Source organism: Streptomyces sp. NPDC043996 (assembly GCF_056435225.1).
In genome coordinates this window covers 103,783-127,215 of sequence record NZ_JBWKEY010000018.1, presented here as the reverse complement: position 1 = coordinate 127,215, position 23,433 = coordinate 103,783, and the positions used below count along the sequence as shown (strand labels likewise).

Annotated in this window: 20 protein-coding genes; 10 read left to right on the top strand and 10 right to left on the bottom strand. The window is 74.8% G+C overall.

What is annotated here, in order from left to right; all coding sequences use genetic code 11:
- The first annotated feature begins 8 nt into the window (after nt 1–8).
- Both meaB and AC07A4_RS36785 read left to right on the top strand, forming a co-directional pair.
- Nucleotides 9–1,049 carry a methylmalonyl Co-A mutase-associated GTPase MeaB gene (gene meaB / locus AC07A4_RS36790; protein WP_478607628.1) on the top strand — a complete coding sequence of 347 codons (1,041 nt, stop codon included), beginning with the start codon at nt 9–11 and terminating at the stop codon, nt 1,047–1,049.
- Complete coding sequence (locus tag AC07A4_RS36785; protein WP_478607625.1) at nt 1,046–2,101, top strand: enoyl-CoA hydratase/isomerase family protein; 1,056 nt, start codon at nt 1,046–1,048, stop codon at nt 2,099–2,101. Before meaB ends, AC07A4_RS36785 begins: the two co-directional genes overlap by 4 nt.
- A 39-nt stretch (nt 2,102–2,140) precedes the next feature.
- Here the strand turns inward: AC07A4_RS36785 and AC07A4_RS36780 are convergent, their stop codons facing one another.
- The 3 genes from AC07A4_RS36780 to AC07A4_RS36770 are packed head-to-tail and all read right to left on the bottom strand — an operon-like array spanning nt 2,141 to nt 4,439.
- On the bottom strand, nt 2,141–2,581 hold the full coding sequence (locus tag AC07A4_RS36780) for a hypothetical protein (RefSeq protein ID WP_478607623.1): 441 nt from the start codon (nt 2,579–2,581) through the stop codon (nt 2,141–2,143).
- Between the two features lie 59 nt (nt 2,582–2,640).
- On the bottom strand, nt 2,641–3,381 hold the full coding sequence (locus tag AC07A4_RS36775) for an ABC transporter permease (protein ID WP_478607621.1): 741 nt from the start codon (nt 3,379–3,381) through the stop codon (nt 2,641–2,643).
- A gap of 2 nt (nt 3,382–3,383) precedes the next feature.
- The gene (locus tag AC07A4_RS36770; protein ID WP_478607619.1) at nt 3,384–4,439 is read right to left on the bottom strand and encodes an ATP-binding cassette domain-containing protein; all 1,056 of its coding nucleotides are present in this window, start codon (nt 4,437–4,439) and stop codon (nt 3,384–3,386) included.
- 109 nt (nt 4,440–4,548) lie between these two features.
- Here AC07A4_RS36770 and AC07A4_RS36765 point away from each other — a divergent pair, with 109 nt between their 5' ends.
- The 3 genes from AC07A4_RS36765 (at nt 4,549) to AC07A4_RS36755 (ending at nt 7,795) form a co-directional block, all read left to right on the top strand.
- Complete coding sequence (locus AC07A4_RS36765) at nt 4,549–5,829, top strand: sensor histidine kinase (protein WP_478607616.1); 1,281 nt, start codon at nt 4,549–4,551, stop codon at nt 5,827–5,829.
- Nucleotides 5,830–5,877: 48 nt separating this feature from the next.
- Entirely contained in the window at nt 5,878–6,540 is a 663-nt protein-coding gene (locus tag AC07A4_RS36760) for a response regulator transcription factor (RefSeq protein ID WP_478607614.1), read from the top strand.
- 97 nt (nt 6,541–6,637) lie between these two features.
- A complete protein-coding gene (locus tag AC07A4_RS36755; RefSeq protein ID WP_478607611.1) occupies nt 6,638–7,795 on the top strand; it encodes an ROK family transcriptional regulator in 1,158 nt (385 codons plus the stop codon).
- Nucleotides 7,796–8,036: 241 nt separating this feature from the next.
- Here the strand turns inward: AC07A4_RS36755 and AC07A4_RS36750 are convergent, their stop codons facing one another.
- Nucleotides 8,037–8,798 (bottom strand): GntR family transcriptional regulator, encoded by a 762-nt coding sequence (locus AC07A4_RS36750; RefSeq protein WP_478607844.1) that lies wholly within the window; start codon nt 8,796–8,798, stop codon nt 8,037–8,039.
- Between the two features lie 289 nt (nt 8,799–9,087).
- Complete coding sequence (locus AC07A4_RS36745) at nt 9,088–9,978, bottom strand: RNA polymerase sigma-70 factor (protein WP_478607609.1); 891 nt, start codon at nt 9,976–9,978, stop codon at nt 9,088–9,090.
- A gap of 218 nt (nt 9,979–10,196) precedes the next feature.
- Here AC07A4_RS36745 and AC07A4_RS36740 point away from each other — a divergent pair, with 218 nt between their 5' ends.
- From AC07A4_RS36740 to AC07A4_RS36730, 3 genes are all read left to right on the top strand, one after another.
- The gene (locus tag AC07A4_RS36740) at nt 10,197–11,054 is read left to right on the top strand and encodes an alpha/beta fold hydrolase (protein ID WP_478607608.1); all 858 of its coding nucleotides are present in this window, start codon (nt 10,197–10,199) and stop codon (nt 11,052–11,054) included.
- A gap of 200 nt (nt 11,055–11,254) precedes the next feature.
- A complete protein-coding gene (locus AC07A4_RS36735) occupies nt 11,255–12,838 on the top strand; it encodes an alkaline phosphatase D family protein (RefSeq protein WP_478607606.1) in 1,584 nt (527 codons plus the stop codon).
- Between the two features lie 256 nt (nt 12,839–13,094).
- Complete coding sequence (locus AC07A4_RS36730; RefSeq protein WP_478607604.1) at nt 13,095–14,579, top strand: GNAT family N-acetyltransferase; 1,485 nt, start codon at nt 13,095–13,097, stop codon at nt 14,577–14,579.
- On the opposite strand, the gene AC07A4_RS36725 is transcribed toward AC07A4_RS36730, so the two are convergent.
- Together AC07A4_RS36725 and AC07A4_RS36720 are read right to left on the bottom strand one after the other, a co-directional pair.
- Complete coding sequence (locus AC07A4_RS36725; protein ID WP_478607601.1) at nt 14,576–15,439, bottom strand: NAD(P)-dependent oxidoreductase; 864 nt, start codon at nt 15,437–15,439, stop codon at nt 14,576–14,578. The genes AC07A4_RS36730 and AC07A4_RS36725 overlap by 4 nt on opposite strands.
- 158 nt (nt 15,440–15,597) lie before the next feature.
- Nucleotides 15,598–16,182 (bottom strand): TetR/AcrR family transcriptional regulator, encoded by a 585-nt coding sequence (locus AC07A4_RS36720; RefSeq protein ID WP_478607599.1) that lies wholly within the window; start codon nt 16,180–16,182, stop codon nt 15,598–15,600.
- 132 nt (nt 16,183–16,314) lie between these two features.
- Between AC07A4_RS36720 and AC07A4_RS36715 the strand changes: the two genes are divergently transcribed.
- Entirely contained in the window at nt 16,315–18,021 is a 1,707-nt protein-coding gene (locus AC07A4_RS36715) for a DUF885 domain-containing protein (RefSeq protein WP_478607597.1), read from the top strand.
- A gap of 70 nt (nt 18,022–18,091) precedes the next feature.
- Here AC07A4_RS36715 and AC07A4_RS36710 read toward each other — a convergent pair whose 3' ends face one another.
- Nucleotides 18,092–18,604, bottom strand: coding sequence for a rhodanese-like domain-containing protein (locus tag AC07A4_RS36710; RefSeq protein WP_478607596.1), 513 nt, complete (start codon nt 18,602–18,604; stop codon nt 18,092–18,094).
- A gap of 94 nt (nt 18,605–18,698) precedes the next feature.
- On the opposite strand from AC07A4_RS36710, the gene AC07A4_RS36705 reads away from it, so the two are divergent.
- Complete coding sequence (locus tag AC07A4_RS36705; protein WP_478607593.1) at nt 18,699–19,145, top strand: Lrp/AsnC family transcriptional regulator; 447 nt, start codon at nt 18,699–18,701, stop codon at nt 19,143–19,145.
- A 4-nt stretch (nt 19,146–19,149) separates the two neighbouring features.
- On the opposite strand, the gene AC07A4_RS36700 is transcribed toward AC07A4_RS36705, so the two are convergent.
- Both AC07A4_RS36700 and AC07A4_RS36695 read right to left on the bottom strand, forming a co-directional pair.
- Nucleotides 19,150–22,173, bottom strand: coding sequence for an AAA family ATPase (locus AC07A4_RS36700; protein ID WP_478607591.1), 3,024 nt, complete (start codon nt 22,171–22,173; stop codon nt 19,150–19,152).
- Nucleotides 22,170–23,333: an exonuclease SbcCD subunit D gene (locus tag AC07A4_RS36695; RefSeq protein ID WP_478607588.1), complete on the bottom strand. Its 1,164-nt coding sequence runs from the start codon at nt 23,331–23,333 to the stop codon at nt 22,170–22,172. The genes AC07A4_RS36700 and AC07A4_RS36695 overlap by 4 nt, the downstream gene beginning before the upstream one ends.
- Nucleotides 23,334–23,433: the final 100 nt, after the last annotated feature.

Sequence of the window (23,433 nt, the reverse complement as noted above, 5' to 3'; positions counted from 1 at the left end):
CTGAGCCCATGGCACCCAGGATCGATCTCGACAGTTATGTGAAGGGCGTGCTCGACGGCAAGCGCGCGCACATCGCCCGCGCGATCACGCTCGTGGAGTCGACCAAGCCCGAACACCGGGTCCTCGCGCAGCGGTTGCTGACGCAGCTGCTCCCGCACTCGGGGCAGGCGCGGCGCGTCGGCATCAGCGGGGTCCCGGGGGTCGGCAAGTCGACGTTCATCGACGCGCTCGGCACGATGCTCACCTCGCTGGGCCATCGGGTCGCGGTGCTCGCCGTCGACCCCTCGTCGTCCCGTACGGGCGGGTCCATCCTGGGCGACAAGACGCGCATGGAGCGCCTGTCGGTGGACCCGCTGGCGTTCGTCAGGCCGTCGCCGACGGCGGGGACGCTCGGCGGTGTCGCCAAGGCGACCCGCGAGTCCATGGTGGTGATGGAGGCGGCGGGCTACGACGTGGTGCTCGTGGAGACCGTGGGCGTGGGCCAGTCGGAGACGGCCGTCGCCAACATGGTGGACACGTTCCTGCTGCTCACCCTGGCCCGCACCGGTGACCAGCTCCAGGGCATCAAGAAGGGCGTCCTGGAGCTGGCGGACGTGATCGCCGTGAACAAGGCCGACGGCCCGCACGAGCGCGACGCGCGCTCGGCGGCCCGCGAACTGGCCGGAGCGCTGCGCCTGATGCACGGCAAGGACGTCGCCTGGGCGCCGCCCGTGCTGAGCTGCAGCGCCCGTGAGGGCACGGGTCTCGACACCCTCTGGGAGCGCGTCGAGCAGCACCGCGCGCTCCTTGACTCCACCGGGCGCCTCGCCGCCAAGCGACGCGGCCAGCAGGTGGACTGGACGTGGTCGATGGTGCGCGACGAGCTTCTGGGCCGTCTGTACGCCCACCCGGAGGTCCGGCGGCTCACGCCGGAGCTTGAGCGGGGGGTGCGCGAGGGCTCGGTGACCGCGACGACGGCGGCGGAGCGCATCCTGTCGGCGTTCCAGGGCACGGGTACGCCGGACGCGGCACAGAACGACGTACCACCGAAGGACGGAACCGCTCAGTGAGTCACGACGCACCCCCGGTCCTCACCCGTGTCGAGGGCCGCGCGGGCCATATCGTCCTGAACCGGCCGCGCGCCCTGAACGCCCTGGACCACACCATGGTCCGCCTCGTCGACGAGGCCCTCAGCGCCTGGGAGCACGACGACGCGGTGGCGGCCGTCGTGGTGACGGGTGCCGGGGAGCGCGGGCTGTGCGCGGGCGGCGACATCCGGGCGGTGCGCGAGGACATCCTCGCGGGCGGCGGCGCGGCCTCGGCGGCGTTCTGGCACGACGAGTACGTCCTCAACTCCCGGATCGCCCACTACCCGAAGCCCTATGTCGCCGTCATGGACGGCCTGGTGATGGGCGGCGGCGTCGGCGTCTCGGCCCACGGCGGCGTGCGCGTCGTCACGGAGCGCTCGCGGGTCGCCATGCCCGAGACCGTCATCGGCTTCGTGCCCGACGTCGGCGGCACCTACCTCCTTTCGCGGGCGCCGGGCGAACTCGGCACGCACCTGGCGCTGACCGGCGCCTCGGCGGGCGCAGCCGACGCGCTGCTGTGCGGGCTCGCCGACCACTTCGTGCCGTCCGGGCGCCTGGCGGACCTCACGCGCGCGCTGGCGGACCTGGACGCGGCGGCCGCCGTGGCCCGGTTCGCCGAGGCGGCGCCGGAGGGCGATCTCGCCACGCACCGGGAGTGGATCGACTCCTGCTACGCGGCCGGGACCGTGGAGGAGATCGTCGACCGCCTCCAGGACTGGGGCGAGACCGCGGCGAAGGAAGCGGCGGACACCCTGCTCTCCCGCTCCCCCACGTCCCTGAAGGTGACGCTCGCCGCCGTGCGCCGGGCCCGGGCGCTCGGCTCCCTGGAGGCCGTGCTGCGGCAGGAGTACCGCACGTCGACCGCGTGCCTGACCGCCGCGGACTTCCCCGAGGGCGTCCGCGCGCAGGTCGTCGACAAGGACCGCGAGCCCCAGTGGTCGCCCGCGCGCCTCGCGGACGTGTCCGAGGCGGACGTGGCGCGCTTCTTCCTGCCCTCGCCGTACGGGGACTTGCGGCTGCCCACGCGCCCCTGAGCGGCGGCCGGGACGGCCCGGCAGGCACCGGCGCCCGGGCTACGGCGGGTCGACCTCCGTGACCACCGCGAGCAGTTGCAGGGCGCCGCCCTCGCCCCAGCGGGCGACGCCGAGGGCTATCCAGTGGGCCCCGGCGCGCCACAGGTGCACGTCGGGGACGGTCTCGCTCACCGACGCCCAGGGCTCCGGCACGTCCTGTGCGCCCGCCACGACGCGGGCGAAGGCGCTCACGAGGCTGAAGACCTGGGGTTCGCCCCAGCGTCCGGCGAGGAGCACCGTCAGGGCGTCCCGCTCGGCCTCGTACTGCTCCTCGGTGGCCGCGAAGGCCGTGCCGTCGTCGTCCTCGACCGACTCGCGCGTGCGTAACTCCGCGATGTGGAAGCCCGGTCCCGCGCGACCGGCCTCGGACCTGCCGTGCGCCGCGGGGAAGTCCCTGGCGCGCAGCAGGTCGATCGTCGCGATGTCCTCTGCGCTGCTCATGCCGCCCAGTAAAGCGGGCCCCACTGACAGCCAGTCATCTTCAGGGCGAACGGCGGCCTTCAGGCGTCGCGCCGCCGCACCGCCCACCATCCGGCGAGGAGCGCCGCCGCGGCCCAGGCGGCCAGGACGGCGAGCCCCGTCCAGGCGCCGAGGGTGCCCGTCGGGTCCTCGTGGAGGATCTGCTGGCCCGCCTTGTCGGGCAGGAACCCGGCGGCTCCGCTCACGACGTCCCCGATCACGAAGGGGACGATGAGGAGGAACGGCACGAGCACGCTGAGCACGGCGACGCCGCTGCGCAGCAGCGCGGTGAGGCCCGCCGCGAGCAGCGCCATCAGGGCCAGGTAGACGCCACCGCCGACGCAGGCGCGCAGGGCGCCGGGGTGGCCGAGCCCGATGGCGTCGTCGCCCAGGAAGGCCTGGCCGCCGAGGAACGCGCCGAAGCTGGTGACGAGGCCCACGGCCAGGGCCGCCCCGGCGACGACGGCGGTCTTCGCCGCGTAGAACAGGCCCCGGCGCGGCACGGCCGCGAGCGAGATCCGCAGGGCCCCGGTGACGTACTCGGAGCTGACGGCCATCGTGCCGAAGCTGATGGCGGCCATCTGCCCGAAGTTGAGGGCGTAGAAGGCGTCGAAGACGGGCTCGGCGTCGTCGGCCTCGGCCCCGCCGACCGTGGCGAACACCAGGACGGTGACGGCGAGGGTCGCCGCGCACACCGCGAGGAGCGAGAAGAGCGTCGCCCGCAGCGACCTCATCTTGATCCACTCGGCGTGGAGGGCGGCGGTGACGGTGGTGGTCGCCATGGTCAGGCCTCCTGGCGGGTCGTGGCGGTTGCGCCGGGCGAAGGGGCCGAAGGAGCCGAGGGGGCTGAAGGAGCCGAGGGGGCTGATGGGTCCAATGGCTCCGATGGGTTCAATGGTTCCGAGGGGGCCGAGGCCGCCCGCGCGTCCGGTGGCGTCGCCGAGAACTCCGTCTCGTCGGCCGTGAGGGCCAGGTAGGCCTGTTCCAGGGAGGCCTCCTCGTCGGCGAGTTCGAGGACCGGGACGCCCGCGTGGGCGGCGAGCGTGCCGACCTCCTCGGCCGTCGCCCCCTCCACGGTCCACCGGTCGCCGTCGGCCGCCGCCAGCTCGTATCCGGCCGCCGCGAGCGCGGCCCCGAGGCGGGCCGGGTCGGTGGTGCGGGCCCGCACCCGCGGGCTGCTGTGGGCGGCGATGAACGCCCGCATCGGGGTGTCGGCGAGGAGCCTGCCCTTGCCGAGGATGACCAGGTGTTCGGCGAACGTGGCGGTCTCGTTCATCAGGTGGCTGGACACGAGCACGGCGCGCCCCTCCCCGGCCAGACGGCGCATCAGCTCGCGGATCCAGATGATCCCTTCGGGGTCGAGGCCGTTGGCCGGCTCGTCCAGGATCACCACGGCCGGGTCGCCGAGCAGGGCGGCCGCGATGCCGAGGCGCTGGCGCATGCCCAGCGAGAACGTCTTGATCCGCTTGCGGGCGACGGCGGCCAGACCGGATTCCTCCAGGACCTCGCCCACGCGCGTGGGGGCGATGCGGTTGCTGACGGCGAGCGCCAGGAGGTGGTCGCGGGCGGTACGGGACCCGTGGGCGGCCTGCGCGTCGAGCAGGGCGCCGACCTGCCGAAGCGGCTCGGCGTACGTCGCGTAGGGGCGGCCGCCGACCGTGGCCGTGCCCGACGTGGGCCGGTCCAGGCCGAGGACGAGGCGCAGCGTGGTGGACTTGCCCGCGCCGTTGGGGCCGAGGAAGCCGGTGACCTGGCCGGGGCGGACGCCGAACGTCAGGTCGTCGACCGCGCGCCTGGTGCCGTACTCCTTGGTGAGCTGGTGGACGTCGATGCTGGTCATGGGGCCACTCTCGGGGGCGCGGCCGCCTTGGGGCCTCCCCCGGCCGAGGAGGTCGCCTCCCCCGCACGGGGGAGCCGGACCCCGCCGCCCACCTGGCACGATGACCGCCATGCCCCGTCTGCTGCGGCCGCTGGCCCGCGCCGTCACGTACACCCGCTGGCTGCACCTGCTCGTCGGCGGCCTCGGCGTGCTGGCCGTGGCCTCGATCCACGGCATCGAGGACTCCTCGGCCCGGGAGTGGGCGGAGATCACCCTGCTGCCCGTCCCGCTGGCGGCGGCCGTCGCGATGGTGCCCGCGATGCGCAGGGCCGAGGGGCTGCAGGCGCGCTTGATGCTGTTTCCGGGGGCTCACGCGCGTGGGGCGCGGGCCGGGGACGACGCGGCGCCACAGGAGTGGACCGGGGACGACGACGCGCCTGAGGCGCGGGCCTGGAGCGAGGCGGACGGCCCCGGCATCTCCGTGGCGCCCTCGGCCTCGTGGCGCGATCGCGCCCGCACCGCCGTGTGGCTGGTGGTGCGCCTTCAGCTGGGGTGGGGGCTAGGCGTCGCCTCGGTGCAGCTCATCGGGTACGCGCTCGCGCTGCTCGGCACGACCTCCGAATCCCCCGACGACGACGGCCTGTTCCTGCCACGGCCGCACGCCGGCGCCTGGAACGCGCTGTTCTTCCCGCTGCCCCTGATCGTGCTGAGCGTCCTGGTGGTCGCGGCGGGCTCGCTCGCCGCGGCCGCGGCCCGGGGCCTCCTGGGGCCCTCGCCGACCGAGCGCGTCGCCGCCCTGGAGGAGCGCACCGAGCAGCTCCTGGAGCGCAACCGCATCGCCCGGGAGCTGCACGACTCGATCGGGCACGCCCTGACCGTCGCGGTCGTGCAGGCGGGCGCCGCGCGGGCCGCGGCCGACCCGGCGTTCACCGACCGCGCCCTGGAGGCCATCGAGGAGACGGGCCGTGACGCCCTGGAGGACCTGGAGCGGGTGCTGCGGGTCCTGCGGGAGGACGCGGGCCCCGCGCGCCACCGGCCCACGCTCGCCGCCGCCGAGCGGCTCCTGGAGTCCGCGCGCACGGTGGGCGCCAAGGTCGACGCCGAGGTGTCGGGCCCGGTGGCGGACCTGCCGGGGCCGGTCTCACGCGAGGGCTACCGCATGCTCCAGGAGGCGCTCACGAACGTCCTGCGGCACGCGGGCCCGGTGCCGGTGCGGGTGCGGGTCGCCGCGACCGGCGGCCGCCTGACCATCGACGTGCGCAACGCCCTGCCCCAGGGGGCGGCGCCGACCGGGCGCGGCGGCAGCGGTCTGCGCGGCATCCGCGAGCGCGCCGTGCTCCTGGGCGGCCGCGCGGACACGGGGCCCGAGGACGGCGAGTGGCGGGTGCGGGCCGAGCTGCCGCTGCGCTAGCCGCTCCCCGCGAGCCGCCCGTCACGGCCCGTGACCTAGGCTGACGGGATGCCCGTGACCGTCCTGCTCGTCGACGACGAGCCCCTCGTCCGCGCCGGTCTGCGCGCCGTCCTGGAGGCCCAGCCCGACATCGAGGTCGTCGGCGAGGCGGCCGACGGCGCGGCGGTCATCCCCCTGGTGCGGCAGCTGCGCCCGGACGTCGTCGCGATGGACGTGCGCATGCCCCTCCTGGACGGCATCGAGGCCACGCGCGCGGTGCTGCGGACGGTGCAGGACCCGCCCAAGATCGTCGTCATCACGACGTTCGAGAACGACGAGTACGTGTACGAGGCGCTGCGCGCGGGCGCCGACGGGTTCCTGCTCAAGCGGGCCAGGCCCGCGGAGATCGTGCACGCGGTGCGCCTGGTGGCCGAGGGCGAGTCGCTGCTGTTCCCCTCGGCGGTGCGCCGCCTCGCGGCCGACCACGGCCAGGAGCGCGGGAACGACGGCGCCAGGGCGGCGTTCGAGCGGGCGGCGCTGACCGGGCGCGAGGAGGAGGTCCTGCGCCTGATGGCGCGCGGCCTGTCCAACGCGGAGATCGCCGAGCGGCTCGTCGTCGGCACCGAGACCGTCAAGTCGCATGTGAGCGCGGTGCTCGCGAAGCTCGGCGCGCGGGACCGGACGCAGGCGGTCATCGCCGCGTACGAATCCGGCTTCGTGGCCCCCGGGTGAGCCCGGCCGAGACCACTCGGCGCGATCGGCACTCGCCCCGGGTGACGGCTTCCGAGTACCATCCGCCCATCATGCGCATGCAAGGGAAGGACGGACGTTGGGGCGGCTGACCGGCGGAGATCCTTCTCTGCTACGGCGGATCAACTCCTCGGTGGTGCTGCACGCGCTGCGCGCCGCGGATTTCGCGACACTCACGGAGATCACCCGGGCGACGGGCCTGTCACGGCCCACCGTCGAGGGCGTGGTCGAAGGGCTGATCGAGGCCGGGCTCGTCGTGGAGACGGACGCGGACGACGGCGCGGCGCGCCGTCAGGGACGGCCCGCACGGAAGTTCCGGTTCCGGGCGGAGGCGGGCCATCTCCTTGGCCTGGAGATCGGCCCGCACCGGGTGGCCGCCGTCCTTTCGGACCTGCACGGCAAGATCCTCGGCACGGCGGCGAAGGACGTCTCGGAGGCGGCGCCCGCGGACGAGCGCCTGGAGCGGCTGCGGGGCGCCGTCGCGGATCTGCTGCGCCGCACGGGCGTGGCCCGTGACTCGCTGCGCGCCGTGGGCGTGGGCAGTCCCGGCATCGTCGAGGCGGACGGTTCGGTGCGGCTGAGCACGGCCCTTCCGGGCTGGACGGGGCTGCCTCTGGGCGAGCGGCTGCGGCGCTCCTTCAAGTGTCCGGTCCTGGTCGAGAACGACGCGAACGCGGCGGCCGTCGCCGAGCACTGGAAGGGCGTGGCGGCGGAGTCGGAGGACGTGGTCTTCGTGCTCGCCGGGCTGAGCCCTGGGGCGGGCTCCCTGATCGGGGGGCGGCTGCACCGCGGGTACGGGGGCGCGGCGGGTGAGATCGGCGCGCTGCACCTGCTGGGGCGCGAGGTCAGGCCGGAGACGCTGCTCTCGACGACGGACGAGCCGCTGCACCCGCTCGACGAGCAGGCGGTGGCGGAGGTGTTCGCGCACGCCCGCGGGGGTGACGAGCGGGCCCGCGCGGCGGTGGACCGCTTCATCCAGCGCCTGGTGCACGATGTGGCGGCGCTCGTCCTCGCCCTCGATCCGGAGCTGGTGGTGGTGGGCGGCTGGGCGGCGGGCCTGGACGGCGTCCTGGAGCCGCTGCGCGACGAACTGGCCCGCTACTGCCTCAGGCCGCCGCGGGTCGCCCTGTCCCTCCTCGGGGAGGCGGCGGTGGCGACGGGTGCGCTGCGGCTCGCTCTCGACCATGTGGACGAGGAGCTGTTCGCCGTAGAGGGCGCGGTGACCGCGGGGCGGTAGTTCGCCGGGGGTGGTGGCCCCCGGCTGCCCGCTTCTTCCCCTGGCTTTGGTGGGCGTCGTTTCGCGCTGCGCGCTCGTCCTCAATCGCCGGACGGGCTTGATCGGCGCTGATCACCGTCTTCCAGTGCCGGACAGGCTTGAACGGCGCTGATCGGCGTACTCCGGTGCCGGACAGGCTTGAACGGCGCTGCGCGCTCGTCCTCAAACGCCGGACGGGCTTGCTATGTCTGCCTCAGGGGTGTCAGGAAGCCTGCTGGTGGGGGCCGTGGTGGATTTCCAGGGCGCCCTCGTCGCCGAAGGTGAGGCGGCAGGTGTCCGCGCGGTACGTCGCCACGGAGAGCGCCGCCGTGCGGCCGCCGACGAGGAAGCGGGTGGTGACGACCAGGACCGGGGCGCCCGGCAGGCGGTCGAGGGCGCGGGCGTCGTCCGCGCGGGCCGAGCCGAGTTCCACGGCGCGGTCCTGGCCCTCCAGGTCGAGCCGGGCCAGCTCCCGCAGCACCGCACGCGCGCGTGCCGGTCCGGCGGGGGCGTCGATCGCGGTGAGGTCGGGCACCGAGGCGGACGGCACGTACAGGAGCTCGGCGGCGACGGGCTGGCCGTGCGAGACGCGGGTGCGGCGCACCGTGTGCACCGGCTCCTCGGGGCCGGTCTCCAGGGCGCGGGCGACGTGGGCGGGCGGGACGGCGGGCTCGCTGTCCGCGGGCTGCCACGCGTCCCCGGCCGCGCCGGGCCAGCTGTCCCGGTCGGAGCCGACGGCCACGCCCATGCGGGGCGGGGCGACGGTGGTGCCGACGCCGCGGCGGCGCTGGAGGCGGCCCTCCAGCTCCAGTTGCTCCAAGGCCTGGCGCAGCGTCGCGCGGGCGACGCCGAAGCGGGCCGCGAGGTCGCGCTCGTTGGGCAGGATCTCGCCCACGGCGAACTCGGAGTCGAGTGCTTCGCTGAGCACGGTCTTGAGGTGCCAGTACTTCGGCTCCGGCACCGTTTCCAGCTGCGTGGTCCCCACCCTGTCCTCCGCAATCGCCGTGCGCAGGCGGCTTTTTAGCGCCTTGTTTATTAAAGGTTCCTGCACTATCTCAGCGACCATAGAGCCGCGCCGATCCTTGGTCAAGACCAATCCTGCTTCCGTTACTGACCGCACAGAAGTGATGCCACAGAGCATTCATGCGGTGTTCGCGCAGGGTCGACACCCCTCGCCGTCAAGTGACGGAAACCGGTATGTCACGCGGGTGAGCGCACAGCACGACGCCCCCGCCGGTTGCACTGGCGGGGGCGTCGCCGCAGGTGCCGGGGGGCTACACGGCCAGGGTCGTGAGCTTGTCCGGATTCCGTACGATGTAGACGCGCTGAACGCGCCCGTCGGCGACGTCGAGCTGGAAGACGGAGTCCACCTTGCCGTCGACCAGGAAGGCGATGGACTCGGCGCCGTTGAGCTCGACGAAGCGGAACTCGACCCGCTCGACGCCCGACAGGCCCTTGCCCGCCGCGCCCACCACGAAGCGGCCCACCTTGTCGGCGCTCTCCACGACCCGCAGCGGTGCCCGCGCCTTGCCGCCGCTGTCGCCCACCAGTTGGACGTCCGGGGCGAGCAGCGACATCAGCCCTTCCAGGTCGCCGCCCGACGCGGCGGCGAGGAACCGCTCGGTCAGGTCGCGCCGCTCGGCGGGGTCGACCTCGTACCGGGGCCTGCCCTCGTCGACGTGCTTGCGGGCCCGCCCGGCGAGCTGGCGCACGGCGGCCTCGCTGCGGTCGAGGGTGGCGGCGATCTCGGAGTAGGCGAAGCCGAAGGCCTCGCGGAGCACGAACACCGCGCGCTCCAGGGGCGAGAGCGACTCCAGCACGACGAGGACCGCGAGCGACACGGAGTCGGCCAGCATGGCCTGCTCGGCGGTGTCCGGGACGGTGGGCCCGAAGTCGGTCACGTACGGCTCGGGCAGCCAGGGCCCTACGTAGGCCTCGCGGCGCGACTGCACGTGCCGCAGCCGGTCGATGGCCACGCGCGTGGTGACGCGCACCAAGTAGGCGCGCGGTTCGCGCACCTGCTCCCGGTCGGCGGCCGACCACCGCAGCCACGCGTCCTGGACGACGTCCTCCGCGTCGGCGACGCGGCCGAGCATGCGGTAGGCGACGCCCAGCAGGACGGGCCGGTGTTCTTCGAAGACGTCGGTCGCGGTATCGGTAGCCACCACCCCATCCCAGCCGACGGATTTACGCCTGTCCACCCGCGAAGGCCTCGCAGGACGAGGATCACAGCACCGCGCCTCCCAGGGCACCCGGCAGGACTCCGCGGCCCCACGGGAACACGGCACGGGCCACCCGCTCGAACGCGAGGCCGCCCCCCTCTTGAACTCGGCTCTACTGAGCGGTAATTGTTGCTGACACGGCGTCTAAGTCAGGAGTGGTCATGGCCGCGGAGGTCGCGAAGGTGGCAGAGGTCGCAGAGGTTTCCTTTGGCGTCGAGTCGTCCCAGGGGCCGCGCACGGTGACCGTCGCCTACCGCCGCACCGGCGCCGGCACTCCCCTGCTCCTGCTGCACGGCATCGGCCACCACCGGCAGGCCTGGGACCCGGTCGTGGACCTCCTCGCCGCCGAGCACGACGTGATCGCGGTGGACCTGCCCGGCTTCGGCGCCTCACCGGCGCTTCCGGACGGACTCGCGTACGGCCTGACGACGGTGGTGCCCGTGCTGGGGGCGCTGTGCGCGGCGCTCGGCGTCGAGCGCCCGCACGTGGCGGGGAACTCGCTCGGCGGCCTGCTCGCCCTCGAACTCGGCCGCGAGAAGCTCGTGCGGTCCGTCACCGCGCTGTCGCCCGCCGGGTTCTGGAGCCAGCCGGAGCGGCGGTACGCGTTCGCGACGCTGCGGGGCATGCGCGGGGCCGCGGCGGCCCTGCCGGTGCCCCTGATCGAGCGGCTCTCGCACAGCGCCGCGGGCCGGGCGGCCCTGACGAGCACCATCTACGCGCGGCCCGCGCGCCGGTCGCCGGAGGCCGTCGTCGCCGAGACCCTCGCGCTGCGGTACGCGGCCGGGTTCGAGCAGACCCTGTCCGCCGGGCGCGACGTGGTGTTCCGCGACGACGTGCCCGGCCTGCCGGTGACCATCGCCTGGGGCACCCGCGACCGGCTGCTCCTGCGCCGCCAGGGCGTGCGCGCCAAGCGGGCCATCCCCAAGGCCCGGCTCGTGCGGCTGCCGGGCTGCGGCCACGTGCCGATGAACGACGACCCCGCGCGCGTGGCACGCGTCATCCTCGACACCAGCCGCTGAGCCCCCCTCCCCGAGCGGCCCGGCGTCCCTCATCACCCGCATCGCCTGCATCACCTTCATCGTCGTCGCGCGTACGCCTCCACCGCCCGGCGGTTCCCCTCTGGCCATGGCCAGTTGTTCACTTGGGGTTCGCATGCGAGCCGTGACACAGAAGTAGACGTGGCACGGCACACCGAACCACCGTCCCTGGAGGCAGCTTCATGTCACACCGTCCGTCGAGCCCGTCCCCGCGCCGCCGCAGCCTGCTGCGCGGCTCGCTCGCCGTGCCCGCCGCGCTCGCCGTGCCCGCGACGCTGGGCGCCGCCGCCCCGGCCTTCGCCCGCTCGGGCCGCCCGAGCGCCCCGTGGGGCGTGCAGGCCGGTGACGTGGGCGCGCACTCCGGCCTGGTGTGGGTGCGCTCCGACCGGCCGGCCCGCATGATCGTGGAGACCTCCGCCACGGAGTCGTTCCGCAAGCCCACGCGCTGGTACGGCCCGCTGCTCGGCCCGCGCACCGACTTCACCGGAACGACGCGGCTGCGCGGGCTGCCCTCCGGGGAGCAGATCCACTACCGCGTGCTGCTCGCCGACCCCGACGACCCGCGGCGCGCGGGCAAACCCGTCACCGGGACGTTCCGCACGGTCTCGCTCAGACGCAAGGACGGCGTGCGCTTCCTGTGGTCGGGCGACATCGCGGGCCAGGGCTGGGGCATCAACCCGGAGCTCGGCGGCTGGCGCGTCTACGAGGAGATGCGCGAGCGCAACCCCGACTTCTTCCTGTGCAGCGGCGACAACATCTACGCCGACGGCCCCATCCAGCCGACCGTGAAGCTGCCCGACGGGCGGATCTGGCACAACGTCACCACGCCGGAGAAGTCCAAGGTCGCCGAGACCCTCGCGGAGTTCCGCGGCAACTTCCGCTACAACCTCCTCGACGACAACGTGCGCCGCTTCAACGCGCAGGTGCCCTCCATCGTCCAGTGGGACGACCACGAGGTGCGCAACAACTGGTACCCGGGGCAGATCCTCGAAGACCCCCGCTACACCGAGAAGGACGTCGACGTCCTCGCGGCGCGCTCGCTGCGGGCGTTCCGGGAGTACTACCCGATCTCCACGCTCCGCACCGGCGACCGCGAAGGGCGGGTCTACCGCACGCTGCGGCACGGGCCGCTCCTGGACGTGTTCGTGCTCGACATGCGGACGTACCGCAACGCCAACTCCCCCAACCGCCAGCCCGACGACGCCACCGGCATCCTCGGCGCCGAGCAGCTCGCCTGGCTGAAGCGGGAGCTGTCGCGCTCGCGCGCGGTGTGGAAGGTGATCGCCTCCGACATGCCGCTCGGCCTCGTGGTGGCGGACGGCTCGACGAACTTCGAGGCCGTCGCGCAGGGCGACCCGGGCGCCCCGCTCGGCCGCGAGCTCCAGATCGCCGAGCTGCTGCGGCACATCAAGCACCGCAAGATCACGGGCACGGTGTGGCTGACCGCCGACGTGCACTACACCTCGGCGCAGCACTACGACCCGGCGCGCGCCGCCTTCAAGGACTTCGCGCCGTTCTGGGAGTTCGTGTCCGGGCCGCTCGCCGCGGGCGGTTTCCCGGCCGTGAAACTCGATGGAACCTTCGGCCCGGACCAGACGTTCGTCAAAGCGCCGGACCGGCCCAACACGTCGCCGGCGGAGACTCCGCCCTACTACGGAGAGGTGGACATCGACGGCGACAGCGGTGAGTTGACGGTGCGGTTGCGGCAGCAGGGCGGCGGTGTGCTGTTCACCAAGGTCCTGAAGCCGGGACGCGTGGGCCAGTGAGCCCCGGGCGGACGCACCCGCCGGGGAGCGCTGGCGGGTGCGTCCGCCGGTGAGCTCCGGCGGACGCGGGGCCGTGGCGGGCTTAGGGCCTGCCACGGCCGATGGGCCGTCGCCGAAAGGGCGTTGACGACGGTCACCGGGGGACATCGACGGACAACCACGGTGAACAAAAGGAATGAAACCGACAGAACCGCACTTAACCCATCAGTCACAAACCGTTCGTGATCACGCAACACCCTTCGGCGACAGTGGCCGTATGAGTGTCGAGATGCCTGAGGTGACCCGCAAGAAGCACGGCAGGCCGGTGCGCCACTGGCGCCGGGACGTCGTCGAACTCGCCGCGCTGCTCACGGCGGTCGCCGCCGCGGACGCGGTGGCCGACCTCGTGGGGACCGGCCTGGAGGGACCGGAGCTGCTGCTCCTGCCCGCCGTCGTCGTGCTCGCCGCGGCCGCGCTGCGCACCTGGCGGGCCCGGCGCCACCCGCACGCGCCACCCGGCACGGGCGAGCCGGATCCAGCGGATACGGGGGATACGGGCGCCCGACCCTCCCCCAAGGAAGGCCGGGCCACCGGCGCGCCGCCCGCTCCCGCCGAGCCGGCCGAGGGCGCCGCCCCGGCGGGAGCGGGACCGGAGGCGTCGCCGGACGCGACGGCTCTGTGGCGGATGCGCACCACCGTCCGCGACGAGCCGGGGTCGCTCGCCGCCCTGTGCACGGCGCTCGCACACGCGCGCGTGGACATCCTCAGCCTGCAGACGCACCCGCTGGGCGACAGCACGGTCGACGAGTTCCTGGTGCGGGCCCCCTCCGCCCTGGCCGCCGCCGACCTCACGCACGCGGTCTCCCGGGCGGGCGGCTCCCGCACCTGGATCGAGCGGGCGGACGCCCACGACCTGGTGGACGCGCCCACGCGCGTGCTGAACCTCGCGACCCGCACGGCCCTGGACGCCGCCGAGCTGCCGCTCGCGCTGCGCCAGTTGCTGGGCCGCTGCACGATCCGCTCGCGGCCCGCCGCACCGGCGCCCGGCGGGCACGGCGGGCCCGGCGCGGCGTGCCCCGTCGAAGGCGGCTGGGACGGCACGGTCCTGCGGCTGCGGGACCCCGAGGGCGGAGTGATCACGATCGAGCGGCCCCACCTGCCGTTCACACCCGCCGAGTTCGCCCGCGCGCGGGCCCTGGTGGAGCTCGACGCGCGGCTCGGCCCGCGCGTTCCGCGCGGCGAGGACGTCCTGACGCTGCCCGAGGGCGGCGACATCACGGTCAGCCGCGCCGACACCTCGGACCTGGCCGCCGCCAGGGCCCTGCACGAGCGCTGCTCCAAGCACACCCTGGAGATGCGCTATCACGGTCCTGTGCGGGACGCCGACCGCTATCTCAACCACCTCCTGAGCCCGCGCTTCGGCCGCACCCTGGCCGCGAGAACGGCCTCGGGCCGCGTCGTCGCCCTCGGCCATCTGCTCTGGGACGGCGACGAGACGGAGGTCGCGCTGCTCGTCGAGGACGACTGGCAGCGCCGCGGCATCGGCACCGAACTGCTCGGCCGCCTGGTCGCGATGGCGGACGAGGCGGGCTGCGAGAGCGTGTACGCGGTGACGCGGTCCTCCAACACCGGCATGGTCGCGGCGATGCGCGGCCTGGCCCTGCCCCTGGACTTCCAGATCGAGGAGGGCACGCTGGTCATCACCGCCCGCCTGGACGCGACTCCGGCGCGCTCGCAGTTGCCGTACGACAGCCGCCCCTAGGCGGGACCGGCGAGATAGGAGGCGGCCATGTCCTTGTCTCCGTGGCCCGCGGCGGCCGCGCGCTCGAACCGGCGAAGACCGGCCTCGGCCACGTCCACCGGCACGCCCGCCGACCGCGCGGCGTCCACGACGAGCCGGGCGTCCTTCACCGCGTTGGCCACAGTGAAGCTGGGGTCGTAGGCGCCCGTGAGCATGGCGCCCGCCTTGGCCTGGAAGAACGGGCTGTCCAGCACGCCGCCCGCCACCACGTCGAGCACGAGGGCCGGGTCCACGCCGAGGCCCTCGGCCAGGGCCAGGCTCTCGGCGGCGCCGTGGGTGAGGGTGAGCACCAGGCTGTTCAGAGCGAGCTTGAGGCCGCTCGCGGCGCCGGGCTCCTCGGACACCCACACCGTGCGGCCGCCGATGGCGTCGAACACGCGCTCCGCGGGCTCCCGGCCCGCCCGCGGGCCCGCGGCGAGGACGATGAGCTGGCCGTTCTCCGCGGGCTGCTTCGTGCCAAGGACCGGCGCGTCGTACAGGACGAGCCCGTGCCGCCCCGCGAAGTCCGCGAGGTCCGCCACGGCGGCCGCGCCGACCGTGCTGAGCTGGACCCACACCGTGCCGCGCGCGAGGCCAGGCGCTGCGGCCTCCATCGCCTCGCGCACGGCCGGGCCGTCCTTGAGGGCGGTCACCACGACGTCGGCGCCCGCGACGGCGTCGGCCGGGGTGGCGTGCGCGTCGACGCCGTCGAGCGCGGCCACCGCGTCGGCCTTGGCGCGCGTGCGGTTCCACACGCTCACCGCGAACTGCTCACGCAGGTGACGCGCCACCGGAGCGCCGATGATGCCGGTGCCGAGCACCGCGACCTTCTGCCGTGCCATGGGTTCCTCCCGAGTGTTGTTGTGCGCCGCGGTGCTGTGGTGCGCTGCGGCCCTTGCTTTCCAGACCGGTCATTCTTTTATTGAGATGACCGAAACGGCGGGCGTGGCCGGGCCGAAGCCAGTCGATCCGAGTCGAAGCCGGTCGGTCCGGGCCGCCGTCAGTCGAGCAGCCTCAGCGCCTGCTCCGCCGCGTCCCGCACTCGTTCCTCGCCGCCGGAGACCTTCCCGACCACGCGGATGCCCTGGAGCAGGACGAGCAGCAGGCGCGCCAGGGCGCGCGGGTCGCGGTCGGCGGGGATCTCGCCCTGGGCGCGGGCGCGGGCGAGCGCGGAGCCCAGCAGCGTCTCGATCTGCTCCCAGTTCCGCTCGACCCTGCGCTCCGCGGCCGTGTCGTGCGGGGCCAGCTCCGCCGCCGTGTTGGTGACGAAGCAGCCGGTGCGCCGGGAGTCCCCGGCGGCGGCCTCGGCCGCGAAGCGGCGCACGAGGTCCCGCACGCCGGGCAGCGCGGGGCCGGGCCGCGACAACTCCTCCAGGAACACCGGATTGCGCAGCTCCGTATAGCGGTCGAGCGCCTTCAGATACAGCTCGTGCTTGTTGCCGAAGGTGGCGTAGAGGCTGGCGCGGCCGATGCCCAGGTGCGCGACGAGGTCCGCCATGGACGTCGCCTCGTACCCGCGGCTCCAGAACAGTTCCAGCGCCGACTGGAGCGCCGCGTCAGGGTCGAATTCCTTGGTCCTGGCCATGGCAGGAAGCTAACCGCCACTGGAACGATCAGTCAAATAATTGAGGGGTGCGAGGGGTGGCGGTGGCGCGGCCGCGCACCGGCGGCGAACGCGCCCGTGACGAGCGCCCCCCTCTCGTACCAGGATGGCCGCATGTCCGAAACGAAGATCCCCAGCAGCGCCACGGGCCCGCTGCCCCGCGCCGTCGCCGACGCCTACGTCGACGCCCTCGTCGCCCTCGACCCCGTCACCGGCACCTACCTCGGCGTCAAGGAGAGCCACGGCAAATTGCCCGACCTCTCCCCCGCGGGCCACGACGCCCGGGCCGAGCTGCTGCGCACCACGCTCGCGCGGCTCGGCGACGCCGAGGCGCGGCCCGGCGCCGACACCGCCGTCGAGCGGCGCTGCGCCCGGCTGCTGCGGGAGCGCCTGACGGCCGAACTCGCCGTGCACGAGGCGGGCGAGCACCTGCGCGCGGTCGGCAACCTGCACACCGCCCCGCACGAGGTGCGGGAGATCTTCACGGTGACGCCGACGGACACCGACGAGGACTGGGCCGTGATCGCCGAGCGGCTGCGCGCGGTCCCCGCGGCCTATGAGGGCTACCGGGCCTGTCTCGAACTCGGCCTGGAGCGCGGCCTGTTCGGAGCGCCGCGGCCGACGGCCACGTTCGTCGAGCAGCTCACCGAGTGGGCGGGGCCCGACGACGGGCCCGGCTGGTTCGAGGAGTTCGCCGCCGACGGGCCCGCCGCCCTGCGCGGCGAGCTCGACGAGGCCGCGAAGGCGGCGACCGGCGCGGTCGTCGCGCTGCGCGACTGGATGCGGGACGTGTACGCGCCCGCGGTCGCGGACGCCCCCGACACGGTGGGCCGCGAGCGCTACGCCCTGATGTCCCGCTTCTTCAACGGCACCGACCTGGACCTCGACGAGGCGTACGCCTACGGCTGGGCGGAGTACCACCGGCTGCTCGGCGAGATGCGCGCCGAGGCCGAGAAGATCCTGCCCGGCGCGGCGACGCCGTGGGTGGCGATGGCCCACCTCGACGAGCACGGCACCCACATCGAGGGCGTCGAAGAGGCCCGGCGGTGGCTCCAGGAACTGATGGACGAGGCCATCGAGGCGCTCGACGGCACGCACTTCGAACTGGCCGAGCGGGTGCGGAAGGTGGAGTCCCGCATCGCTCCGCCCGGCGGCGCCGCGGCCCCGTACTACACCGGTCCCTCCGAGGACTTCTCGCGGCCCGGCCGGACCTGGCTGCCGACGATGGGCCTGACCCGCTTCCCCGTGTACGACCTGGTGTCCACCTGGTACCACGAGGGCGTGCCGGGCCATCACCTCCAGATCGCGCAGTGGGCGCACGTCGCCGACGACCTGTCCCGCTACCAGGCGACGGTCGGCATCGTCAGCGCGAACGCCGAGGGCTGGGCGCTGTACGCCGAGCGCCTGATGGACGAGCTCGGCTTCCTCACGGAGCCCGAGCGCCGTCTCGGCTATCTGGACGCGCAGATGATGCGGGCCCTGCGCGTGATCGTCGACATCGGCATGCACGTGGGCCTGGAGATCCCGGCGGACTCGCCCTTCCACCCGGGTGAGCGCTGGACGCCGGAGCTCGCGGAGGAGTTCTACGACGCGCACTGCAGCCGTCCCACGGACTTCGTCGCCAGCGAGATGACGCGCTATCTGACGATCCCGGGCCAGGCCATCGGCTACAAGCTCGGCGAGCGCGCCTGGCTGCTCGGCCGCGAGAACGCGCGCCGCCGCCACGGCGCCGCCTTCGACGCCAAGGCCTGGCACATGGCGGCCCTTTCGCAGGGCTCGCTCGGCCTGGACGACCTGGTGGACGAGCTGTCGGCGCTGTGAGCCAACGGGGGCGGCGGCGCCGTGTCGCCGCTCCGCGGCTCGTCCGCGAGCGCCGGACGGGCTGAATCGCTCAGCAGCCGCAGTCCCCTTCGAGGGGCGCCGTCAGCGGGTCCGGCTCGCGGCGGTCCTGGCCCTCCCAGGTCTCGTAGGCGAAGCCCTCGCGGGCCCAGTACTCGAAGCCGCCGAGCATCTCCTTGACCTGGAAGCCGAGTTGGGCGAGGGCGAGCGCCGCGCGGGTCGCGCCGTTGCAGCCGGGGCCCCAGCAGTAGGTGACGACGGGGACCGTCTTGTCGAGGAGCCGCTCGGCCTGCTCCGGGATGAGCGCGGTGGGCAGGTGCACGGCACCGGGGACGTGGCCCTGGTCCCAGGACGCGGTGGAGCGGGTGTCGATGACCACGAAGCCGGGGTCGCCGCCCGCGGCGAGGGCGGCCGCGACGTCGGACACGTCGGCGTGGAAGGCGAGGCTGGCGCCGAAGTACGCGGCGGCCGCCGCGGGCGCGGCCGGGGGCACGCGCAGGACGGGGTTGGGGGCGCTCGGCTCGCCGGTCGCGGGGCCTTCGTTCCGTACGTTGATCGTCTTCATGGCCGAAAATCTACGGCGTGGCGACGGGACGCTGAACAGCCGATTCCCGGCGTACCTCTTGATCAGCCGGTGTTTTCCCTGTTTCCTCTCGGGCATGACCGGTTATTCCACGGACGCCACCGACTGGCGCATCCTCGACGTCCTCCAGCGCGAGGGCCGGGTGAGCTACGCCGACCTCGCGCGCGCCGTCTCGATGTCCCCGAGCGCCGTCACCGAGCGGGTGCGCCGCCTGGAGGAGGCGGGCGTGATCCAGGGGTACGCGGCCGTGGTCGACCCGGAGCGGCTCGGCCTGCCGATCCTCGCCTTCGTCCGGCTGCGCTATCCCAACGGCAACTACAAGCCGTTCCACGACCTGGTCGAGGTCACCCCGGAGATATTGGAGGCGCACCACGTCACGGGGGACGACTGCTTCGTCATCAAGGTCGCCGCGCGCTCGATGCGGCACCTGGAGGAGGTCGCCGGCAAGATCGGCGCGCTCGGCTCCGTGACCACGAGCATCGTGTACTCCTCGCCGCTGCCCAGGCGTCCGCTGGGGCGCTGACCGCTCAGGCGGTGCCCCGCTGGCGCACCGCCGAGCCGTCCCTGCCCTTCACGACCTCGAGGCGCGCGTGCACGCGGCGGCGCAGGTCGGCGACGTGGCTGACGATGCCGACGCTGCGGTCCCGCTCGCGCAGGGCGTCCAGGACGTCGAGGACCTCGTCGAGGGTCTGTTCGTCCAGGGTGCCGAAGCCCTCGTCGACGAAGAGGGTGTCGAGGCGCACGCCGCCCGCCTCGTCCGTGACGACGTCGGCGAGGCCGAGGGCGAGCGCGAGGGACGCGAAGAACGTCTCGCCGCCCGAGAGGGTCGCCGTGTCCCGCTCGCGTCCCGTCCAGGAGTCGACGACGTGCAGGCCAAGGCCTGAGCGGCCGCGGCCGGTGCGGTCGTCGGAGTGGACGAGGGTGTAGCGGCCCCCCGACATGCGGCTCAGGCGCGCGGTCGCCGCGGCGGCGACCTGCTCCAGGCGGGCGGCCAGGACGTATGACTCCAGGCGCATCTTGCGGTCGTTGTCGGCCGAGGTGCCCGCGGTGAGCGTGGCGAGGCGGGCCACGTGGTCGTAGGCCTCGCGCAGCGGCGCAAGGCGCCGGGCCGCCGCGGCCGAGCGGGCCGAGAGGCGGTCGAGGTCGGCGCGGCGCCGGGCGGCGGCGTCGCACGCGGACGCGGCGGCGCGCACCCGCCCTTCGGCCGCCGCGGCCGCGGCCTCGGCGGCGGCGAGCGGCGCGGGCGGGAGCCCGGCGGCCGCGGCCGTGTCCGGTTCGGCGAGGACGGCCCGCACGGCGGCCTCCTCGCGCTGCCAGGCGTCGACGCGGTGCTGGAGCTCCCGGTGGCGGGCGTCGTCGATGAGGGCCGCGGCAGCGGCGGCGGGCGTGTCGAACCCGGCGTGGAAGGCGGCGTCGGCCAGGCGCGCGTCGGCGTCCTTCAGGCGCCCGGCGGTGTCGGCGGCGGCGCGCGCGGCGTCGGCGGCGGCGGTGAGCAGCGCGGCCGCGCGCTCCAGCTGGGCGGCGCGGTCGGCGACGCTGGCGCAGCCGCCGCGCGCGTGGGCCAACTCCTGCTCCAGGCCCTCCTGTTCGTGCTGGAGGGCGTCGCGAAGGGCGGTGCGGGACTCCACGCGCAGGGCGGCGTCCTGCCGGGCCGCGACGCGGCGGTCGTGTTCGCGCTCGGCCCCGGCGAGCGCCTCGCGGGCGGCGTGCAGACCGGAGGCGCGGCCGCGGGCCCGCTCGTAGGCGTGCCGTACCTCCGCGACGGACGCGGTGAGTGCGGTGACGGGGGTGTCGGACGCGGCGGCGGTGGCGGCCGCGAGCGCCGCGCGGACGTCGGCGTGGTCCTGCTCAGCGGCAGTGTGCGCGTCCTGTGCGCGCCGGTGGGCGGCGAGGGCGGCCTCCTCGGCGGCGCGGTCGACGTGGCCCTCGGCCTTGCGCGCGGGGGCGGGGTGCTCGGTGGCGCCGCACACCGCGCAGGGGGTGCCGTCGTCGAGGTGCGCGGCCAGTTCGGCGGCGATGCCCGCGAGGCGGCGCTCCTTGAGGGCGAGCCAGTGCTCGCGGGTGCGGGCGGCGTCCTCGCGGGCGGCCAGGGCGCGTTCGTGGGCGGCGGCGGCCTGGTCGGTGAGGCGGTCGCGGCGGCGGGCGGCGTCCAGCTTCTCCTGGTCGGCGGCGAGCTGTCCGGCCAGGTGCTCGGTGCGGGTGGCGGCCTCCTGGGCCGTCTCGATGTCCTCCTGGAGGCGGGCGCGGGTGGCGTCCCAGTCGGTCAGCCAGGCCTCCGCCTCCTGGAGCAGGTCGTCGTCGGCGCGCTCCTGGCGGTCCAGGTCGGCGCCCTTGGCGGACAGTTCGGCCAGGCGGCGCTCGGCGCGGCGGGCCGAGGCGAGGCCGCCGAGCTCCTCGCTCGCCTTGCGGGCGGCCGCGGCGAGACCGGCGGCGCCCTCCTCGGCGTACGCCGCGGGGAGCGAGGCGCGGGCGCGGGACTCAGCGGCGGTGGCGTCCCGGTGCTCGGTGTCGGCGTCCGCGCGCAGGGCCAGGGCGGGGGCGACGGCTTCGGCCTTGCGGCCCCGCTCCATGAGCGCGGTGAGCCTGTGGTGGTCCCCGGCGCGCTCCTGGAGGCGGGCCGCGCGCTCCTGGGCCTCGGCGAACCGCCGTTGCAGCCGGGCCCGTTCGCGTACGTCGTCGAGGTCGGCGGCCGCGGCGGCGCGGGCGGACTCGGCGTGCGCGAGGGCCCCGCGCGCGATGGTGAACCGCTCGCGGGCGCCCGAGCGGGCGACGGCGGCCCAGGCGAGCACGGCGTCGGCGAGTCCGGGGTCGCCAGGATCAAGGTCCGGCAGCGGCAGCTCGACGCCGCTGTCACCGCGGTCGGTGCGGGCGGCCTGCTGCATGCGGTGCGCGTCCGCGAGCAGGGCGGCGTCGCCCTCGCGCACCTCGGCCTCGGCGGCGCGGCGGCGCTCGGCGAGGCGCTGCTCGACCGCGGCGAACCGGCGCGTGTCGAAGAGCCGCCCGAGGAGCTTGCCGCGGGCTTCGGCGTCGGCCCGCAAGAAGCGCGCGAAGTCGCCCTGCGGCAACAGCACGACCTGGCAGAACTGCTCCTTGCTCATGCCGAGCAGTTGGGTGACCTCCTCGCCGATCTCCTGGTGGGAGCGGCTGAGGTCCTTCCAGGTCCCGCCGTCGTCGCCGGGGACGTGCTCGCGCAGCCAGCTCTGGGCCTTGTCGGTCGTCTTGCCCGTGCCGCGCTTCTTGGGGCGCTCCCAGGGCGGCTGCCGGGTGAGCTCCAGGCGCCGTCCGGCCACGGTCAGCTCCAGGCGGACCTCGGTGCGCGCCTCGGGGCCCGCGTGGTCGCTGCGCAGGGTCTGGCCCTGGCCGCCGCCCTGGCGCGGTCCGGGGACCGAGCCGTACAGGGCGTAGCAGACGGCGTCCAGGACGGAGGTCTTCCCGGCGCCCGTGGGGCCGTGCAGCAGGAAGAGCCCGGCCGCGGACAGCGCGTCGAAGTCGATGTCCTCGGTGGCGCCGAAGGGGCCGAAGGCGGTGATCCGCAGCCGGTGCAGCCTCATCCGGACACCTCGCGCAGCGCGTCGTCGGCGCGGACGGCGTCGAACGCGTCCCGCAGCACGGCCCGTTCGCGCGCGTCGGGGCCCGCGCCGCGCACATGGGTCACGAAGTCCTCCGCGATCTGCTGGTCGGTGCGGTCCTTGAGGCGCTGCGCGTAGGAGACACCGGGGTCCTCGGGGGCGCGGGCCGGGTCGAAGACGAGGCTGAGGGTGTGCGGGAAGCGCGCGCAGAGCCGGGCCATGGGCTCGTCGGGGCGCACCGCGTCGGTGAGGGTCGCCTCCAGCCACGACTCCTCGTGCCGGGCGAGCCCGGGGTCGGCGAGCAGGTCCTCCAGGTCGCCCCGGACGCGGGCGAGGGGCCGGGGCACGGGGCAGTCGACGCGCTCGGCGGTCAGCTCCCCGTCCGCGCCGAGGTCGACGAGCCACATGCTCTTGCGGTGGTCGGCCTCGGAGAAGGAGTACGCCAGCGGGGAGCCGCTGTAGCGCACGCGCTCGGCAATGGTCTGGCTGCCGTGCAGATGCCCGAGCGCCACGTAGTCGACGCCGTCGAACACGGCGGACGGCACGGAGGCGACGCCGCCGACGGTGATGTCCCGCTCGCTGTCGCTGATCTCGCCGCCGGTGACGAAGGCGTGCGCGAGGACGACGGAGCGGGTGCCGGTGGCGCGCGCGGCCAGGTCGGCCCGCACCCGGTCCATGGCGGCCCCGAGCACCGCCTCGTGTCCGGCACGCTCGACGCCGAACTCGTCCTTGACCAGGGCTGGTTCGAGGTAGGGCAGGCCGTAGAAGGCGACGTCGCCGTGCGCGTCGGTGAGTACGACAGGATCGCCGCACCCGGCGGGGTCGGTGCGCAGGTGGACGCCCGCGCGGCCGATGAGGCGGGCGCCGACGCCGAGGCGCCGGGCCGAGTCGTGGTTGCCGGAGATCATGACGGTGGGCACGCCGAGTTTCGCGAGCCGGTGCAGCGCGTCGTCGAAGAGCTCGACGGCGGCGAGCGGCGGCACCGCGCGGTCGTACACGTCTCCCGAGACGACGACGGCGTCCACCTCGCGCTCGCGCGCGGTGGCGACGAGGTGGCCGATGAACGCGGCCTGCGCGTCGAGCAGGCTCACCCGGTGCAGCGCCCTGCCGAGGTGCCAGTCGGACGTGTGCAACAACCTCACGACACCGCTCCGCCCCGCACGTCTTCCCCCAGCTGTGGCCACTCGTTCCGCTACGGCCCCACGGGGCGGCCCGGACCGGGCCGCGCGCGTGGCGCACACC

What these genes read in the sequence shown, in the direction of transcription:
- meaB (WP_478607628.1), top strand. Translation starts at nt 9, where the DNA reads ATGGCACCCAGGATCGATCTCGACAGTTATGTGAAGGGCGTGCTCGAC.
- AC07A4_RS36780 (WP_478607623.1), bottom strand. Translation starts at nt 2,581, where the DNA reads ATGAGCAGCGCAGAGGACATCGCGACGATCGACCTGCTGCGCGCCAGG.
- AC07A4_RS36775 (WP_478607621.1), bottom strand. Translation starts at nt 3,381, where the DNA reads ATGGCGACCACCACCGTCACCGCCGCCCTCCACGCCGAGTGGATCAAG.
- AC07A4_RS36770 (WP_478607619.1), bottom strand. Translation starts at nt 4,439, where the DNA reads ATGACCAGCATCGACGTCCACCAGCTCACCAAGGAGTACGGCACCAGG.
- AC07A4_RS36765 (WP_478607616.1), top strand. Translation starts at nt 4,549, where the DNA reads ATGCCCCGTCTGCTGCGGCCGCTGGCCCGCGCCGTCACGTACACCCGC.
- AC07A4_RS36760 (WP_478607614.1), top strand. Translation starts at nt 5,878, where the DNA reads ATGCCCGTGACCGTCCTGCTCGTCGACGACGAGCCCCTCGTCCGCGCC.
- AC07A4_RS36740 (WP_478607608.1), top strand. Translation starts at nt 10,197, where the DNA reads ATGGCCGCGGAGGTCGCGAAGGTGGCAGAGGTCGCAGAGGTTTCCTTT.
- AC07A4_RS36735 (WP_478607606.1), top strand. Translation starts at nt 11,255, where the DNA reads ATGTCACACCGTCCGTCGAGCCCGTCCCCGCGCCGCCGCAGCCTGCTG.
- AC07A4_RS36730 (WP_478607604.1), top strand. Translation starts at nt 13,095, where the DNA reads ATGAGTGTCGAGATGCCTGAGGTGACCCGCAAGAAGCACGGCAGGCCG.
- AC07A4_RS36725 (WP_478607601.1), bottom strand. Translation starts at nt 15,439, where the DNA reads ATGGCACGGCAGAAGGTCGCGGTGCTCGGCACCGGCATCATCGGCGCT.
- AC07A4_RS36720 (WP_478607599.1), bottom strand. Translation starts at nt 16,182, where the DNA reads ATGGCCAGGACCAAGGAATTCGACCCTGACGCGGCGCTCCAGTCGGCG.
- AC07A4_RS36715 (WP_478607597.1), top strand. Translation starts at nt 16,315, where the DNA reads ATGTCCGAAACGAAGATCCCCAGCAGCGCCACGGGCCCGCTGCCCCGC.
- AC07A4_RS36710 (WP_478607596.1), bottom strand. Translation starts at nt 18,604, where the DNA reads ATGAAGACGATCAACGTACGGAACGAAGGCCCCGCGACCGGCGAGCCG.
- AC07A4_RS36705 (WP_478607593.1), top strand. Translation starts at nt 18,699, where the DNA reads ATGACCGGTTATTCCACGGACGCCACCGACTGGCGCATCCTCGACGTC.
- AC07A4_RS36700 (WP_478607591.1), bottom strand. Translation starts at nt 22,173, where the DNA reads ATGAGGCTGCACCGGCTGCGGATCACCGCCTTCGGCCCCTTCGGCGCC.